Origin of the sequence: Mesorhizobium huakuii, assembly GCF_014189455.1 — a bacterium.
GTDB classification, from domain to species: Bacteria; Pseudomonadota; Alphaproteobacteria; order Rhizobiales; family Rhizobiaceae; genus Mesorhizobium; species Mesorhizobium huakuii_A.
The window spans coordinates 6,622,420-6,638,046 of the sequence record NZ_CP050296.1 but is presented as its reverse complement, the minus strand read 5'-3'; the positions used below and the strand labels follow the sequence as shown (position 1 = coordinate 6,638,046).

General features: G+C 62.4%; 16 protein-coding genes and 1 pseudogene. 13 read left to right on the top strand and 4 right to left on the bottom strand.

The window, feature by feature from the left end; genetic code table 11:
- Positions 1 to 3: 3 nt before the first annotated feature.
- From HB778_RS32550 to HB778_RS32520, 7 genes are all read left to right on the top strand, one after another.
- Positions 4 to 711: a metal-dependent hydrolase gene (locus tag HB778_RS32550; RefSeq protein WP_183459848.1), complete on the top strand. Its 708-nt coding sequence runs from the start codon at positions 4 to 6 to the stop codon at positions 709 to 711.
- A 24-nt stretch (positions 712 to 735) separates the two neighbouring features.
- Positions 736 to 1,152 (top strand): hypothetical protein, encoded by a 417-nt coding sequence (locus HB778_RS32545; RefSeq protein WP_183459846.1) that lies wholly within the window; start codon positions 736 to 738, stop codon positions 1,150 to 1,152.
- Positions 1,149 to 2,006 (top strand): radical SAM protein, encoded by an 858-nt coding sequence (locus HB778_RS32540; protein ID WP_244661722.1) that lies wholly within the window; start codon positions 1,149 to 1,151, stop codon positions 2,004 to 2,006. Before HB778_RS32545 ends, HB778_RS32540 begins: the two co-directional genes overlap by 4 nt.
- Before the next feature lie 80 nt (positions 2,007 to 2,086).
- The gene (gene gatC / locus HB778_RS32535) at positions 2,087 to 2,374 is read left to right on the top strand and encodes an Asp-tRNA(Asn)/Glu-tRNA(Gln) amidotransferase subunit GatC (RefSeq protein ID WP_027029060.1); all 288 of its coding nucleotides are present in this window, start codon (positions 2,087 to 2,089) and stop codon (positions 2,372 to 2,374) included.
- A gap of 7 nt (positions 2,375 to 2,381) precedes the next feature.
- The gene (locus HB778_RS32530; protein ID WP_183459844.1) at positions 2,382 to 2,837 is read left to right on the top strand and encodes a GNAT family N-acetyltransferase; all 456 of its coding nucleotides are present in this window, start codon (positions 2,382 to 2,384) and stop codon (positions 2,835 to 2,837) included.
- Positions 2,837 to 4,402, top strand: a complete 1,566-nt coding sequence (locus HB778_RS32525; RefSeq protein WP_095200138.1) for an amidase — start codon at positions 2,837 to 2,839, stop codon at positions 4,400 to 4,402. The genes HB778_RS32530 and HB778_RS32525 overlap by 1 nt, the downstream gene beginning before the upstream one ends.
- A gap of 130 nt (positions 4,403 to 4,532) precedes the next feature.
- A complete protein-coding gene (locus HB778_RS32520) occupies positions 4,533 to 5,330 on the top strand; it encodes a YdcF family protein (RefSeq protein WP_095200139.1) in 798 nt (265 codons plus the stop codon).
- Here the strand turns inward: HB778_RS32520 and HB778_RS32515 are convergent.
- Both HB778_RS32515 and HB778_RS32510 read right to left on the bottom strand, forming a co-directional pair.
- Positions 5,303 to 6,022 (bottom strand): DUF599 domain-containing protein, encoded by a 720-nt coding sequence (locus HB778_RS32515; RefSeq protein WP_095200140.1) that lies wholly within the window; start codon positions 6,020 to 6,022, stop codon positions 5,303 to 5,305. The two genes, HB778_RS32520 and HB778_RS32515, sit on opposite strands and share 28 nt — an antisense overlap.
- A gap of 22 nt (positions 6,023 to 6,044) precedes the next feature.
- Complete coding sequence (locus HB778_RS32510) at positions 6,045 to 6,740, bottom strand: cysteine hydrolase family protein (protein WP_183465303.1); 696 nt, start codon at positions 6,738 to 6,740, stop codon at positions 6,045 to 6,047.
- A 250-nt stretch (positions 6,741 to 6,990) separates the two neighbouring features.
- On the opposite strand from HB778_RS32510, the pseudogene HB778_RS32505 reads away from it, so the two are divergent.
- The 3 genes and pseudogenes from HB778_RS32505 (at position 6,991) to HB778_RS32495 (ending at position 9,818) form a co-directional block, all read left to right on the top strand.
- A pseudogene (locus tag HB778_RS32505) lies at positions 6,991 to 8,333 on the top strand (L-serine ammonia-lyase).
- A 70-nt stretch (positions 8,334 to 8,403) separates the two neighbouring features.
- Positions 8,404 to 8,841, top strand: a complete 438-nt coding sequence (locus tag HB778_RS32500; RefSeq protein WP_095200142.1) for a DUF1489 family protein — start codon at positions 8,404 to 8,406, stop codon at positions 8,839 to 8,841.
- Positions 8,842 to 9,116: 275 nt separating this feature from the next.
- The gene (locus HB778_RS32495; protein ID WP_183459842.1) at positions 9,117 to 9,818 is read left to right on the top strand and encodes a DnaJ domain-containing protein; all 702 of its coding nucleotides are present in this window, start codon (positions 9,117 to 9,119) and stop codon (positions 9,816 to 9,818) included.
- 46 nt (positions 9,819 to 9,864) lie between these two features.
- Here the strand turns inward: HB778_RS32495 and HB778_RS32490 are convergent, their stop codons facing one another.
- Positions 9,865 to 11,304, bottom strand: coding sequence for a D-alanyl-D-alanine carboxypeptidase (locus HB778_RS32490; protein WP_095200144.1), 1,440 nt, complete (start codon positions 11,302 to 11,304; stop codon positions 9,865 to 9,867).
- Between the two features lie 286 nt (positions 11,305 to 11,590).
- Between HB778_RS32490 and HB778_RS32485 the strand changes: the two genes are divergently transcribed.
- From HB778_RS32485 to clpA, 3 genes are all read left to right on the top strand, one after another.
- Positions 11,591 to 11,920 carry a phasin family protein gene (locus HB778_RS32485; RefSeq protein ID WP_183459840.1) on the top strand — a complete coding sequence of 110 codons (330 nt, stop codon included), beginning with the start codon at positions 11,591 to 11,593 and terminating at the stop codon, positions 11,918 to 11,920.
- A gap of 276 nt (positions 11,921 to 12,196) precedes the next feature.
- Positions 12,197 to 12,526 carry an ATP-dependent Clp protease adapter ClpS gene (gene clpS, locus HB778_RS32480; RefSeq protein ID WP_027051901.1) on the top strand — a complete coding sequence of 110 codons (330 nt, stop codon included), beginning with the start codon at positions 12,197 to 12,199 and terminating at the stop codon, positions 12,524 to 12,526.
- Positions 12,527 to 12,532: 6 nt separating this feature from the next.
- Positions 12,533 to 15,001 carry an ATP-dependent Clp protease ATP-binding subunit ClpA gene (clpA, locus tag HB778_RS32475; RefSeq protein ID WP_183459838.1) on the top strand — a complete coding sequence of 823 codons (2,469 nt, stop codon included), beginning with the start codon at positions 12,533 to 12,535 and terminating at the stop codon, positions 14,999 to 15,001.
- Positions 15,002 to 15,192: 191 nt separating this feature from the next.
- Here the strand turns inward: clpA and HB778_RS32470 are convergent, their stop codons facing one another.
- Entirely contained in the window at positions 15,193 to 15,621 is a 429-nt protein-coding gene (locus tag HB778_RS32470; protein WP_095200147.1) for an HIT family protein, read from the bottom strand.
- Positions 15,622 to 15,627 lie beyond the last annotated feature (6 nt).

The window sequence follows — 15,627 nt, the reverse complement described above, 5'->3', positions numbered from 1 at the left end:
TGCATGAAACTGACCTGGTACGGCCATTCGGCCTTCCGTATCGAAACCGGCGACGCCAAGATCCTCATCGACCCCTATCTGATCGGCAATCCGTCCTGGACGGGCGGCTGGGAAGGGCCGGCCGAAGGGATTACGCATGTCCTGCTGACACACGGACATAACGACCACATCAGCGGCGCGCTGGAAGTGCTCGGCAAAAGCGGCGCCCAGTTGGTCGCCAATTTCGAGATCTGCATGTATCTGGTCGGCAAGGGCGCCGACGGCAGCAAGATCAATCCCGGCAACATCGGCGGCACGGTCGATTGCGGTGGCTTCACCACCACTTTCGTCCAGGCGCTGCACTCCTCCTCGTTTGGCGAAGACGGCGGCAGGAACGTCTATCTCGGCAATCCGGGTGGACTGGTGCTGCATTTCCCGGATGACCGGACGCTCTACCACATGGGCGATACCGACATCTTTTCCGACATGGCGCTGATCAATGAATTGCATGAGCCAAAGATCGGCATCGTGCCGATCGGCGACCGCTTCACCATGGGCGGCGCGGTGGCGGCACTTGCCTGCCGCCGTTTCTTCAAGTTCGACACGGTCGTCCCCTGCCACTTCGGCACGTTTCCGATGATCGATCCGACGCCTGAGAAATTCCAGGCCGGCCTGGAGGGATCCGGCGTGAAGGTCGCATTGACGAAAATCGGTGAAACGATAACGATCTAGAAACAGCCAAAGCGGAACAAATCCATGGCGTTGGGGCGATCTCTTTGTGTGTCGATGTTTGTCGCGGCATCGCCCGCGCTCGCCGCGGATGACTTCATCGAAGGCGTCTATCTGCAATCGGAGGAGCTTTGCACGCAGGCCAAAAAGGATACGCTGCAGACGCTGATCGACGCCGGCAACATTGTGTTGTCGGCGCACGGCCTGCAAGGCGTCGAATACAATTGCGAGTTCGTTCAGGTCAGCAAGGCGACACGCTCGCCAAGCTGGGCGGTGACGGCCATCTGCCAGGAGCCGGGCTATGTCTTTCCCGATGTGCTCTCGGTGACGCAAATGAACCCGACGCAGGTCGATCTCGTATCGGTCCGGCCGATCGATGACGAAAGCGAGGCGAGCGGTAACAGCGGCAGCTACTATCTGTGCGAGGGCGTTGTCCTGCCATGACCATGATGCAGCGCATCAAGTCGCTTTTTCGCCATGAGCGGCTGGTGTTCCCAAAACTGGAACTGCATGTCGCGCATGGCTGTAATCTCTCCTGCGAAAGCTGTTCGCACTACTCCAATCACGGGCATTCCGGCACCGTCTCGCTCGAGGAGGCAGACCGCTGGATGGGGCAGTGGAGCCGGCGCATAGACGTTGCCTGGTTCTCCATCCTGGGCGGAGAGCCCACCATCCATCCGGAGCTGCCTGCCTTTGTCGGGCTGGTCCGGCGGCATTGGTCGGGTGCCCGCATAGAGATCGTCAGCAACGGCTTTTTCCTGCACCGGCATCCGACATTGCCGGCAATTCTCGCCGCCGATGGCAACACCCAATTGAGTGTCTCGGTTCATCACGCCTCCGAGGAGTACCAGGAGAGATTGAAACCGGTCTTCGATCTGCTGGAGGCATGGCGCCGGGAACACGAGCTGTATATCCAGATCCGCCCATCAGACAAGAACTGGACCCGTCGCTACGAAGGCTTCGGCAGCTCCATGGCGCCGTTCGAGGATGGCGATCCTCGTGCCAGTTGGGAAGTCTGCCCGGCTCGCCAATGCAAGCAACTCCACGCCGGACAGATCTGGAAGTGTGCGCCTCTCGCCTATCTGCCGATGCAGAAGGCAAAATACCGGCTTTCCGACAAGTGGGATCCCTATCTGGCATATCGGCCGCTTGAGCCCGGCTGTTCCAATGCGGAATTGCGAGCCTTCGCCGCGCTGGAAGACGAGGGCGCGTGCGGCATGTGTTCGTCCAAGAAGCGATCGTTCGAGTTGCCCAACCCGCTACGCCGCCCCAAGGACCAGGTCAGTACGGCAGCCTAGTGCGATGCCTGGCACGATGCATGTTGCGCACCGCGCGCCGCGCCGCTATAGCCCGAACTGGTTTTCCCGAGGCAAAAAGTATGTCCGTTGATGTCAAGACTGTGAAGCGCGTCGCGCGTCTCGCCCGCATTGCGGTGAGCGAAGAGGATGCAGAACGCATGACCGGCGAACTGAACGCCATACTGGGCTTCGTCGAGCAGTTGAACGAGGTCGATGTCTCCGGCGTTGAGCCGATGACTTCGGTGACGCCGATGGAGATGAAGAAGCGCAGGGATGTCGTCACCGACGGCAACAAGGCGGCCGACATCGTCGCCAATGCGCCGGCGACCGAAGAGAATTTCTTCCTCGTGCCGAAGGTCGTGGAGTAAGGCGCCGATGGCCATCGAGATCGCCATCGAGACGCCGCTGCAGGACGATGTGCGTGGCCTGGTCCACGAACTCAACGAGACCTTGCTCGAACTGACTCCGCCGGAACATTGCTACCATCTGACGGTCGAGCAGATGGCCGGCCAGGACACCACCGTTTTCATCGCCCGCGACAACGGCATCGCCATTGGCTGTGGCGCGCTGAAGCGTCATGGTGACGCCATTGGCGAGGTCAAGCGCATGTATACGCGGCCTTCGCATCGCGGCCGCAAGATCGGCGCTCAGATCGTCAAGCGGGTCGAAGCGCTGGCGAAGCAGGAAGGACTGAAGCGGCTGGTGCTGGAGACGGGCGACCGTCATCCTGCCGCCTGGACCGTCTACGAACGTGCCGGGTTCTCGCGCTGCGGGCCGGTGCTGGATTATCCCGATTCCGAGTGGTCGGTGTTTTACGAAAAGAGCCTTTGATGAGCGACCTGACCCGACTGACGATTTCGCAGGCCCGTGCCAAGCTGCGCGGCAAGGAAATCACCGCGACCGAGATCACCGAGGCCTATCTCTCGGCGATCGATCGCGCCAATCCGGCGCTCAATGCCTATGTCGCGGTGACCGGCGACAAGGCACGCGACATGGCCAAGGCGTCCGACGCCAGGCTGGTCAAGGGCGAGGGTGGCGCGCTGGAAGGCATTCCGCTGGGGATCAAGGACCTGTTCGGCACCGAAGGCGTCCACACCCAGGCCTGCAGCCACGTGCTCGACGGCTTCAAGCCGCGCTACGAATCGACCGTGACCGCCAATCTGTGGGCCGACGGCGCGGTGATGCTCGGCAAGCTCAACATGGATGAGTTCGCCATGGGCTCGTCCAACGAGACCTCCTATTACGGCCCGGTCATCAACCCGTGGCGGCGCTCGCGCCTAGACACGGTGGTGATGCCGACGACACATCAGGGCGACGGCGGCTTCGTCTCGGCCGGCGGCACGAGGACCCAGCGCAGCCTGGACAATGCACAGCTGGTGCCGGGCGGTTCGTCCGGCGGCTCGGCAACCGCCGTTTCGGCCTTCCTGTGCGCCGGCGCGACAGCCACCGACACCGGCGGCTCGATCCGCCAGCCGGCCGCCTTCACCGGCACGGTCGGCATCAAGCCGACCTATGGCCGCTGTTCGCGTTGGGGCATCGTCGCCTTCGCTTCGTCGCTCGACCAGGCCGGGCCGATTGCGCGCGACGTGCGCGATGCCGCTATCCTGCTCAAATCCATGGCCTCGGTCGATCCGAAGGACACGACTTCGGTCGACCGGCCGGTGCCGGACTATGAGGCGGCGATCGGCAAGCCGATCAAGGGCATGAAGGTAGGCATCCCGAAGGAGTATCGTGTCGACGGCATGCCCGAAGAGATCGAGGCGCTGTGGCAGAAGGGCATTGCCTGGCTCAGGGATGCCGGCGCCGAGATCGTCGATATCTCCTTGCCGCATACGAAATACGCGCTGCCGGCCTATTACATCGTGGCGCCTGCGGAGGCATCGTCCAACCTGGCGCGCTATGACGGCGTCCGCTACGGCCTGCGCGTGCCGGGCAAGGACATTGTCGAGATGTATGAGAAGACCCGCGCCGCCGGCTTTGGCCGCGAAGTCAAGCGCCGCATCATGATCGGCACTTATGTTCTGTCGGCCGGCTATTACGACGCCTACTATCTGCAGGCGCAGAAGGTGCGCAATTTGATCAAGCGCGACTTCGAGAACGTCTTCGCCGCCGGCGTCGACGTTATCCTGACCCCGGCGACGCCGTCCGCCGCCTTCGGCATCGCCGACGAGGATATGGCCGCCGATCCGGTCAAGATGTACCTCAACGACATTTTCACGGTCACCGTGAACATGGCCGGCCTGCCGGGCATCGCCGTGCCCGCCGGCCTCGATCCCAAGGGCCTGCCGCTTGGGCTGCAGCTTATCGGCAGGCCGTTCGAGGAAGAAACGCTGTTCCAGACGGCTGCCATCATCGAGCAGGCGGCCGGCACATTTCAGCCGGAAAAGTGGTGGTAAGAGGTCGCTCGTCCAGCGTATGACCTCGAAAATCGAAATCGATTTTCGAGGGGGATTATACGCAAAATCAAAGTGTTACAGCGTCCTTGGTGCACCAAAGGCCCACGTGGCGCTGTAATGGGGTGAGGCGATGTTCTTCCTTCTTTCCAAGGTCTTCTGGTTCTTCCTCCAGCCACTCAACCTGACGATCTTTCTGCTCCTGGCGGGGCTGATTGCCGGGCTGATCGGCCGGCGGCGGTTGGCCGTCACCGGCAGCGTTCTCGCCTTCCTGATTCTGGCGCTTTCGACCTGGACGTCGCTTGGCGCGATGATGCTCAACCCGCTCGAGGAGCGCTTTCCGCGCCCGCCACTGCCACAAAAGGTCGACGGCATCGTCGTGCTCGGCGGCGGCTTCGAGGGTGCCATCAACTTAGCGCGTGGCGGCTACGAATTGGGCAGCAGCGGCGACCGCATGGTCGAGACCGCAATCCTCGCCCGGCGCTTTCCACAGGCCAAGGTGGTTATATCAGGCGGACACGGCGCGTTTTTCATCGACGCCGAGGGGGACGCCGACACCGCGTCCCGCCTGCTCGTTCCGCTTGGTGTATCGGCCGATCGTCTTGTGCTCGAGGACAAGTCACGCAACACCTACGAAAATGCGGTTTTCAGCCGTGAGCTTGTCGAACCGAAGCCGGGCGAGACCTGGCTTCTGGTGACCTCCGCCTTCCACATGCCACGAGCCAAGGCGCTTTTCGATAAGGCTGGTTTTCCAACCGTTCCATGGCCGGTCGACTATCACACGTCTGGCAAGGAAGGTGTCGGTTTGTTTCGCGACAATGCGATCGATTCCGTGCAAAACACCACTATGGCGCTCCGCGAATGGATCGGGCTTTTCGCCTATTGGCTTTCCGGCCGCATCGATCAGCCGTTTCCAGCACCTGGCGGCTGACCGATGACGGCGCGCCGCGCCGCCGAGAAGAACTGGCGTCGCACCAGCACGGCCAGCAGCAGAAGCGTCGACAGCACGAACACCATCGGATCGACGAACCAGCCGAGATAACCGATCGAGAAGAACACGCCGCGCAGGCCGGAGTTGAAATGCTTGCCGGCGAGCATGTTCATCTGCGTCGCGCGCCAGACCGCCGTTTGCGTGACCGGATTGCGCGAGGCTTCGCCGTGCGGGATCGGCACGGCGCCGATCAGGATCGAGCAATAGTTGAACAGCCGGTAGGCCCAGCCGAATTTGAAGAAGGAAAAGGCCAGGATCAGCACCAGCCCCAGCACCTTGATCTGAAAGGCCGGGCGCGACGGCGCGCCGCCGAGCGGCAGGTTGCTCAGCACTTCAAGCACCCGGTCGGACGCACCGAGCAAGGCAAAGCAGCCGCCGAGCGCGATCAGCGAACTCGAGGCGAAGAAGGCGGTTCCCTGCTGCAGGCCGCTCATGATGGCGGTGTCGACGATGCGGATCTCGCGCTCGGCCATGGTGCGCATCCAGGCTTCGCGCTGCGCATTCATCGCCGTCGTCAGCGACACCCGGCTGACCAGCCTGCCGTCGGAAGCGAGGGTGTGCAGAACCCAGGCGAGGAGGAAAAGGCCCAGCGCCGCGAGATCGGCCGTCGACAAATAGGAGGAATTGCCCATGCTCTGTTCTTACCCTGGCTTCTTATGTCAGCAAGGGTTCGGCGGCTTGCATTTGCAAGGCTTCGACGACCATGTCTGTCCTGGTGACCCATCCCAGGGCGTTCTCGAAATTCCACAATGTCGATTGGCGATTGAAGTCCGGACCGGAATGGTTGATCGCGTCCTCGATCAGGATGGGCCAGAATTCCAGCATGTAGGCGTCGCGCGCGGTCGCATCGACGCAGATGTTGGTGGCGACCCCGGTGAACAGGAGATAGCGGATTTCCCGGGCACGCAGATACGCTTCCAGGCCGGTGTTGCAAAAGCCGCTGTAGCGCGACTTGCGGATGACCTGGTCGCCGGGCTCGGGCTTCAATGCGTCGACGATCCGCCAATCCCAACTGTCGTCGATCAACAGCCTGCCGCGCAGCTCCGGGCGCTCACGCATCAGCACCATGCCCAATTCCTTTTGATAGTTCGGCGAGGAGGGGTCTCCCGCGTCGCTGAGGTCAGGCCGGTAGGACATCTGGAGGTAAATCACCGGCACGCCGTTCTCGCGGGCCACGCCAAGCAGGCGCTTGTTGGCCTCGATGGCCGGCGCCGCGCCCGAAATGTCGATGCCCGCGAGGTCGAACATGCCGCCCGCCGAGACAAAGGCGTTCTGCATGTCGACGACGACCACGGCGGTCTTCTTAGGGTCGATATGCACTGGTTTCGGCCTGGCATTCAACACGAGCATCATGTCCCCCTCCGCAACCGCAAACCGCGCTGGTGCGTCACGCAAAGAATAGCCGCGCCCCGACGGTCCGGCAATCAATGTCGCTGCCGGAGCAAACAAGGTCGGCAGGTGCTGCGCCGCGATTGTCAAAAGAGCGGAAACATCGCGGGAATTCCTATATGTAGTCCTCGACGTGACTCCAGGAGACAGCGTGTTCCTTTCGGTTTTCGACCTGTTCAAGATCGGTATCGGCCCCTCCAGCTCGCACACGATGGGGCCGATGACGGCGGCCGCCCGTTTCCTCGACGAAGTCCTCAATGGCGACTGGCCGCGACCGGCCGGTGTCGCGGTGGATCGCGTCGGCGCTAGCCTGCACGGGTCGCTCGCCTATACCGGCATTGGCCATGGCTCGGATCGCGCAGTGGTGCTTGGTCTTGCCGGCCTGACGCCGCAGACCGTCGACCCGGATCGGGCCGATGGCGTCGCCGCGCGCATTGCCTTGGAAAAGCGGCTCACGCCGCCGGGCCATCCATCCTATCGCTTTGACCCGGCCGCCGATCTGGTGCTCGACCGCAAGACACCGCTCACCGGTCACGCCAACGGCATGGCGTTCTATGCCTACGATGCCGGTGACCGCCTGCTGCTCAAGCGCATCTACTATTCGATCGGCGGCGGCTTCGTGGTTTCGGAAGAAGAGCTGCAGCGGATGAAGGCCAAGGGCTCGGTCACGACCGAAGGCAAGAAGGTGCCGTATCCCTTCAAGAACGCCGTTGAGATGCTGAAGATGGCGGACAAGAGCGGCCTTTCCATTGCCGAGATGAAGCGCGTCAACGAGGAAACCCAGATGTCGCGCGAGGAGCTCGACGCCGGCCTTGACGCCATCTGGGGTGCCATGAAGAGCTGCATCGACCGCGGCCTGTCGCAGGACGGCATCATGCCGGGCGGGTTGAAGGTGCGCCGCCGGGCACGGCAACTCCACGACAAGCTGCAGGAACAGTGGCAGCAGAACCGGCCAAATCCGCTGCTCGCCAATGACTGGCTGTCGATCTATGCCATGGCGGTCAATGAGGAGAATGCCGCCGGCGGCCGCGTTGTCACCGCGCCGACCAATGGGGCCGCCGGCACGCTGCCTGCGGTGCTGCGCTACTGGCTGCATTTCCACCCCGAGGCTGATCAGCCCAGCATCCGCGACTTCCTGCTGACGGCGGCCGCCGTCGGCGGCATCATCAAGACCAATGCCTCGATTTCGGGCGCCGAGGTCGGCTGCCAGGGCGAGGTCGGTTCCGCCTCGGCGATGGCGCGGCCGGCCTGTGCGCCGTTATGGGCGGCACGCCCATGCAGGTCGAGAATGCCGCCGAGATCGCCCTCGAACACCATCTCGGCATGACCTGCGATCCGGTGGGCGGGCTGGTCCAGGTGCCGTGCATCGAGCGCAATGCACTCGGCGCGGTCAAGGCGGTAACGGCCGCCTCACTGGCAATCAAGGGCGACGGCGTCCACTTCGTGCCTCTCGACGCGGCGATCGAGACCATGCGCCAGACCGGCCTCGATATGAACGAGAAGTACAAGGAAACCAGCCTTGGTGGGCTCGCCGTCAATGTCGTGGAGTGCTGAGCAACGCTTGGCACTGTGGAGAAGTCCTTCAGGCCGTTGACGTCCCGGCGCTCCGGACTAACCTTAGCGAATGGCTCTCAATCTCCTAAAACTGTGCGTCGGCTGCGACAGCGTCGAGGATCTCGAGGAATGGATCGAGTTCCGTCTCGACGAACGGCGCCGCGCCGGGGAACCTGCCGAACACTGGCACACCACCCGCATGGTGCCGACGCGCGGTGCCGAAATCACCGATGGCGGGTCGCTCTACTGGGTGATCAAGGGCAATGTGCAATGCCGCCAGCTGATCACCGAGATCCGGCCGTTCACCGACGACGAGGGCATCGGCCGCTGCCACCTGATGCTCGATCCGCAAGTCGTGCGCACCGACTGGCAGCCGCGCCGGGCTTTCCAGGGCTGGCGCTATCTGAAACCGTCGGATGCGCCGACCGATCTCGGCAAGGGCAAGGCCGGGCTGGTCGAGATGCCGCCGAAACTCAGGCGCGAGCTTGCCGATCTCGGCTTGCTGTAGGCCATCGCGCGGACGCGTTGCCTGTTTTGACGTGGGCTTTCTGGCCCTCCATCTTGCTCCGCGCTGGACTTGCAAGCGGCTCGACAACGCCACATCTTGAAATCCATGCGCAATGAAAAGCTGTCGAAGCCGACAAGGACAGCGGGGTTGGAGAGCCATCCCCCACGGCGATCCTCTTCCTGTCCGGGTGAAGGCCATCATTCCGGCGCAGAAAAAGTGTTTGTTGGCATCACGCGGCTGTCCAAACGGACAGGGTATCTGCGGGGCGGTGGGAAATGTTAGGCGCAATTATCGGTCTGGTCGCATTGCTGCTGGTGCTCATGGGCGTAGCCTCGGCCTTTTTGCGGGCTGATCCGGCCCGGCTTGCAAGCGGGATGAGAACACTCGGGCCGATCTTGCTGGCGCTGGTGGGCGGCGCCGTGCTTCTGGTTGGTCGAAGCGGAATCGGCGGCATCATGCTGTTCGTGGCGATCGGCTGGTACGCCGCAACGCGCGCGAACCGGCCCGATGTCAGGCCGGCGTCGGGAAAACGCTCAACGGTGCGGACGGCAGCGCTCGAAATGGAGCTGGATCACAATACGGGCGGCCTCGAAGGACTGGTCCTGGCCGGTCGCCATGATGGCAAGATGCTTGGCGCGATGGGCCTTGCGGAGCTGCAGCATCTCTACCGCGAACTCTCCGGCGACGCGGAGAGCCGCCAGTTGCTAGAGACGTATCTTGACGGCAGATTTCCCGTCTGGCGCAAAAACACTGAGACGAACGGTGGCGAAGGGCTGGGTGTTGCGCCAGGTTCGGGCGCCATGACTAAGGAGGAGGCCTACAAGGTCCTTGGTCTTGAAGCGGGGGCCGCCGCGGCGGATGTCCGCAAGGCGCACCGCCGCTTGATGCAGCGCCTGCACCCCGATATCGGCGGCACGTCTTTCCTGGCGGCGCGAATCAACGAAGCCAAGGACGTCTTGCTCTCCAATCACAACTAGTCTCCTTCGACGCAGAATTTTTCCGGGAGATCGCTTCCACGCCGTCCTACTGCTGGACGGCGAAGCACTCGATTTTCTTCTTCTTCAAAGCGGTGCAGGCCTTCCAGGCGGCGTCCTTCGAACCAAAGCCGCCGAAGCGGGCGCGGTAATAGGTGACGCCGTCCTTGTCGAAGGCGACGGTGAAGCCGGCGGCAGCCGCCAGCACCTTCGGCGCCTGCTTGGTGGTCTTGTCGAGGAATGCCTGGGCTTCCGACTGTTTTGGCGAGGACGCAACCTGGATCGCCCAGCCCGACGGCACCGAAGCGGTGTTGACCGGATCGACGGTCGGCGTCGGCTCGGCAGCCGGTGCCGGCTCGGCATAGGCGGCCACGACCTGTGCCGTGGCGACCTTGGGCGCGGCGACAATGACCGTCTTCACCTTCTTTGCCGGGACAACCAGTTTGGGTGCTTCGGCCTCGGCGCTCTCTTCGTCATCACCCTGCGCAACAGTCGCGTCTTCGGCAACGGATGTGTCGTCGGCGCTGGCCACCGCCACCGGCTTGTCGTCCGGGGTCGGCGCGTCGTGCTTGGGCAGGAGAACCTTGGCAAGGGCCTTGATCGGGTTGCTGCTGTCGGCCTTGGCAACCAGATCGCCGCCGCCGCGGGTCGAGGCCCTCGGCATGTAGGTGTTGATCAGCGATGCCATCTGGTTGTCGCGGCTGCCACCCGACGTGCCGCCCATGACAACGGCAACAAGGCGGCGGTTGCCGTCGGATACGGACGAAACAAGGTTGAAGCCGGAGGCGCGGGTATAGCCGGTCTTGATGCCGTCGACGCCCTTGATGCGGCCGAGCAGACGGTTGTGGCCGTTGATGCGCTGGCGTCCGTAGAGAAAGGAGCGCTGCGAGAAATAACCATAGTACTGGGGAAAATGCTCTCTGAGCGCGATGCCGAGCGTCGCCATATCGCGCGCGGTGGTGAACTGGCCGGGGTCGGGCAGGCCGTTGGCATTGCGGAAGACGGTGCCGTTCATGCCGAGCTGCCGCGCCTTGGCGGTCATCATGCGGGCAAAAGTCGTTTCATCGCCGCCAAGCATTTCGCCGAGCGCGGTGGCCGAGTCGTTCGCAGACTTGGTGACGATCGACAGGATCGCGGTTTCGACCGTGACCGAACCGCCCGGCTTCACGCCGAGTTTCGTCGGCGCCTCGGCGGAGGCGTGAGCCGAAAACACGACCGGCGAATTCCTGCTGATCTTGCCCTTCGCCATGGCTTCGAAGGTCAGATAAAGCGTCATCATCTTGGTCAGCGACGCCGGATAGCGCCTGCCATTGGCATCCACGGAATACAGCACCTTGCCCGTCTTGGCGTCCACGACAATAGCTGCCTGCCGCGCTGCCAGTGAGGAGGCAACGTCGGCGCAAACGAACGTCAACGCCAGGGCGAAGACCATGATCGCTTTGAGAGGGGAGGTGGATTTGGAAACGATGCCCAACAACGCCTTACGCACTGATATTTCCCTTGAATTCTTCGTTGCGTTGGAGGCGGCAAAGGGTCCTGCCTCACTTCCAGCCAAACTAGCGGGGCAGCGTTACCAATCCGTTTATGGTAACCGCCGCGTTCACCATTTTCTTCGGGCTTGAAACGCACTTTATTTGATTTTTAGCCATTGCCTGCGCAGGCGGGGCTCCGCACGCCGGCGAAATGTTGACTTTTGTGCGGCGCACAATATACTCTAGTGCATTGCACAAGGGCGCCCCGAAGAAGGACGCCTCAACCGTCAAGGGAATCGCGAAATGACCCAGACCTATGAGGACTTCAGCAAATACGGCAAGGAATTCGCCGACACCGGATTGAAGAGCTTCGCTTCGCTCTCCAAGGGCGCCCAGGCGATCGCCACTGAGGCCGGTGAATACACCAAGAAGAGCTTTGAGGCTGGCAGCGCCGCCGTCGAGAAGCTGTTTTCGGCCAAGTCGCTGGACAAGGCGATCGAGATTCAGTCCGATTATGCCAAGCAGTCCTACGAGGCGTTCGTCGCCGAGGCCACCAAGATCGGCGACCTCTATGCCGAACTCGCCAAGGAAGCCTATAAGCCGTTCGGATCGATCGTTGCCAAGGCGAAGTAATTTCGCCCGACAGTTTCAGATTCGGCCCTTTGGGCCCGGGACAGAACCCGGTCGCGGAAACGCGGCCGGGTTTTTTCATGCCAATTTCCGATCTGGAGCCGCGTTGCGCTTCACGATTGCGAAAATCCGCCAAGTTGGTCACCTAGCCATATTGTCAGCTAACCAGAAGGGCTTAAAATCGTCCATCGAACACCTACATGTCGAACTCGCATGAGGATTCGAAAGAGGCAGGATTACGTGACGATCGGTTTGACTGCCACGAGACAAGTGGCGCGGATGCAAAACGGCAGCGGCGACGGCAATGAAGCCGGCCGCGGGACGGCCGTCATCACGCGCACCAAAACCAAAACCAAGAAGCCCAGCCTTTACCGGGTCCTCATCCTCAACGACGACTACACTCCGATGGAGTTCGTGGTTCACGTGCTGGAGCGTTTTTTCCAGAAGGACCGCGAAGCCGCCACACGCATCATGCTTCATGTTCACAATCATGGAGTGGGCGAGTGCGGGGTCTATACATTCGAGGTGGCCGAGACCAAAGTGTCTCAGGTCATGGATTTCGCCCGACAGAATCAGCATCCGCTGCAATGCGTGATGGAGAAGAAGTGAGGTAACATGCCGGCTTTCTCCCAAGGCCTGGAAAAGGCGCTTCACCAGGCGCTGACGCTCGCCAATGAGCGGCACCACGAATACGCAACCCTTGAACACCTGCTGCTCGCGTTGATCGACGACACTGAGGCGGCCGCCGTCATGCGCGCCTGCAATGTCGATCTCGATGAGCTCAAGCACACTGTTCTCACCTATATCGACACCGAGCTCGACAATCTCGTCACCGGCTACGATGAGGATTCCAAGCCGACCGCCGGCTTCCAGCGCGTCATCCAGCGCGCGGTGATCCATGTGCAGTCGTCTGGCCGTGAGGAAGTCTCGGGCGCCAATGTGCTCGTCGCGATCTTCGCCGAGCGCGAGAGCCACGCCGCCTATTTCCTGCAGGAACAGCAGATGACCCGCTACGACGCGGTCAACTACATCTCGCACGGCATCGCCAAGCGCCCCGGTGCGTCGGAGACGCGTTCGCCGCGCGGCGCCGATGACGAGCAGGGCGGCCAGAACGGCGCCGAGCCGCAAGAGGAAGGCGGCAAGAAAAAGCAGCAGCAGGATGCGCTGACGGCTTATTGCGTCAACCTCAACAACAAGGCCAAGGCCGGCAAGATCGATCCGCTGATCGGCCGCGAGTCGGAGATCAACCGCACCATCCAGGTGCTGTGTCGCCGCTCCAAGAACAACCCGCTCTATGTGGGTGATCCCGGCGTCGGCAAGACGGCGATCGCTGAAGGCTTGGCCAAGCGCATTGTCGAGGGCGACGTTCCCGAGGTGCTGCACAACGCCACCATCTTCGCGCTCGACATGGGCACGTTGCTGGCCGGCACGCGCTACCGCGGCGATTTCGAGGAACGGCTGAAGCAGGTCGTCAAGGAACTCGAGGACTATCCCGGCGCGGTTCTGTTCATCGATGAGATCCACACGGTGATCGGTGCGGGTGCGACATCAGGCGGCGCCATGGACGCGTCGAACCTGTTGAAGCCGGCCTTGTCGTCGGGTGCGATCCGCTGCATCGGCTCGACCACCTACAAGGAATTCCGCCAGTTCTTCGAGAAGGATCGCGCTCTGGTGCGGCGCTTCCAGAAGATCGACGTCAACGAGCCGACCATCGAGGACGCCATCGAGATCATGAAGGGCCTCAAGCCCTATTATGAGGAATTCCACAAGGTGAAGTTCACCAACGAGGCGATCAAGGCTTCGGTGGAACTGTCGGCGCGCTACATCAACGACCGCAAGCTGCCGGACAAGGCGATCGACGTGATCGACGAGACCGGCGCCTCGCAGATGCTCGTGCCGGAAGCCAAGCGCAAGAAGACCATTGGTATCAAGGAGATCGAGGCAACGATCGCCACCATGGCGCGCATTCCGCCGAAGACGGTTTCGGCCGATGACGAGAAGGTGCTGCAGGGCCTCGACATCGAGCTGAAGCGCGTCGTCTATGGTCAGGACACCGCGATCACCGCGCTGACCTCGGCGATCAAGCTGGCCCGTGCCGGCCTGCGCGAACCGGAAAAGCCGATCGGCTCGTATCTGTTCTCGGGTCCGACCGGCGTCGGCAAGACCGAAGTCGCCAAGCAACTCGCCGCCTCGCTTGGCGTCGAGCTGATCCGCTTCGACATGTCGGAGTATATGGAACGCCACACCGTTTCGCGGCTGATCGGCGCGCCTCCCGGCTATGTCGGATTCGACCAGGGCGGCCTGTTGACCGACGGTGTCGACCAGCATCCGCACTGCGTGCTGTTGCTGGACGAGGTCGAGAAGGCACATCCGGACCTGTTCAACATCCTGTTGCAGGTGATGGACCACGGCAAGCTGACCGACCACAACGGCAAGCAGATCGACTTCCGCAATGTCATCCTGATCATGACCACCAATGCGGGCGCATCCGATGCGCAGCGCGCGGCGATCGGTTTCGGTTCGACCAAGCGCGAAGGCGACGATGTCGAGGCGATCAACCGGCTGTTCACGCCGGAGTTCCGCAACCGTCTCGATGCGATCATCCCGTTCGGCTCGCTGCCGGTGCCGGTCATCCATCAGGTGGTGCAGAAGTTCGTCATGCAGCTCGAGGCGCAGCTCTCCGAGCGTGGCGTCACCTTCGACCTGTCGCCGGATGCGATCGCTTGGCTCGCCGACAAGGGCTATGACGAGCGCATGGGCGCGCGGCCGCTCGGCCGTGTGATCCAGGAGCACATCAAGAAGCCGTTGGCCGACGAGGTGCTGTTCGGCAAGCTCAAGAAGGGCGGCACGGTGCGCGTCACCGTCGAGAAGAAGGAAACCGGCGAGACCGGCCTGAAACTCAGATCGCTGGCCGACGAGGCGCCGGTGAAGCCGAAGAAGGAAGAGCCGGAAGACGCGCCGAAGCCGCCCAAGGCCGTGGCCAAGAAGCCTGCCGCGAAGAAGATCGTGGCGCAGAAGCCCGAGCCCAAGGGCAAGGACGGCGGCAAGCGCAGCCTGGTCCCGCAACTGCCCCGCAAGGGCTGATCGGCACTCACTCGAAAAAGCCCCGGAAACGGGGCTTTTTCATTTGGGCAACAGGGTGGCTATGGCCAGTCGATCCTCAGCCCTGAACAGTGCGCGCATGTGATCCGCCAGCGGCTGATGCGAGGTGGCACCCAGCAGAGCTGCTTGCTCAAGGCGCAGCCTTTCTTCCAGTCCGCGAAACGAGGTGCGGGTCAGCTTCCGAGTGCTGCCCGAATTTTCCCGGCGTTCTCGGTCAACACTTCAGGCTTTTCCATCGCGCCCGTGTGTGGCTTCAACGGAATGCCGTCGAAGCGTGGGATGACATGGACATGCAGGTGATAGACCGTCTGCCCGGAGGCCGGCTCGTTGAACTGCAGGACGGTGACGCCGTCGGCATTGAGCGCCTTCTTCACTGCCAGAGCCACTTTCTGGACAACCGTGAAAAGCGGGCCGAAGGTCGACGGGTTGGCGTCGAGCAGATTGCGCGACGGGGCTTTAGGCACCACCAGCGTATGGCCCGGCCCTTGCGGCATCACATCCATGAAAGCCACGACGGCGTCGTCTTCATAAACGCGGTGCGAAGGAATTTCTCCACGCAGGATTTTCGCGAAGATGTTGTCGGTGTCATAGGCGGCAGTCATGGCGAA

Excerpts from the sequence above, each read along its gene's own strand:
- HB778_RS32550 (WP_183459848.1), top strand. The coding sequence starts at position 4 with ATGAAACTGACCTGGTACGGCCATTCGGCCTTCCGTATCGAAACCGGC.
- HB778_RS32545 (WP_183459846.1), top strand. The coding sequence starts at position 736 with ATGGCGTTGGGGCGATCTCTTTGTGTGTCGATGTTTGTCGCGGCATCG.
- HB778_RS32540 (WP_244661722.1), top strand. The coding sequence starts at position 1,149 with ATGACCATGATGCAGCGCATCAAGTCGCTTTTTCGCCATGAGCGGCTG.
- gatC (WP_027029060.1), top strand. The coding sequence starts at position 2,087 with ATGTCCGTTGATGTCAAGACTGTGAAGCGCGTCGCGCGTCTCGCCCGC.
- HB778_RS32530 (WP_183459844.1), top strand. The coding sequence starts at position 2,382 with ATGGCCATCGAGATCGCCATCGAGACGCCGCTGCAGGACGATGTGCGT.
- HB778_RS32525 (WP_095200138.1), top strand. The coding sequence starts at position 2,837 with ATGAGCGACCTGACCCGACTGACGATTTCGCAGGCCCGTGCCAAGCTG.
- HB778_RS32520 (WP_095200139.1), top strand. The coding sequence starts at position 4,533 with ATGTTCTTCCTTCTTTCCAAGGTCTTCTGGTTCTTCCTCCAGCCACTC.
- HB778_RS32515 (WP_095200140.1), bottom strand. The coding sequence starts at position 6,022 with ATGGGCAATTCCTCCTATTTGTCGACGGCCGATCTCGCGGCGCTGGGC.
- HB778_RS32510 (WP_183465303.1), bottom strand. The coding sequence starts at position 6,740 with ATGCTCGTGTTGAATGCCAGGCCGAAACCAGTGCATATCGACCCTAAG.
- HB778_RS32500 (WP_095200142.1), top strand. The coding sequence starts at position 8,404 with ATGGCTCTCAATCTCCTAAAACTGTGCGTCGGCTGCGACAGCGTCGAG.
- HB778_RS32495 (WP_183459842.1), top strand. The coding sequence starts at position 9,117 with ATGTTAGGCGCAATTATCGGTCTGGTCGCATTGCTGCTGGTGCTCATG.
- HB778_RS32485 (WP_183459840.1), top strand. The coding sequence starts at position 11,591 with ATGACCCAGACCTATGAGGACTTCAGCAAATACGGCAAGGAATTCGCC.
- clpS (WP_027051901.1), top strand. The coding sequence starts at position 12,197 with ATGCAAAACGGCAGCGGCGACGGCAATGAAGCCGGCCGCGGGACGGCC.
- clpA (WP_183459838.1), top strand. The coding sequence starts at position 12,533 with ATGCCGGCTTTCTCCCAAGGCCTGGAAAAGGCGCTTCACCAGGCGCTG.
- HB778_RS32470 (WP_095200147.1), bottom strand. The coding sequence starts at position 15,621 with ATGACTGCCGCCTATGACACCGACAACATCTTCGCGAAAATCCTGCGT.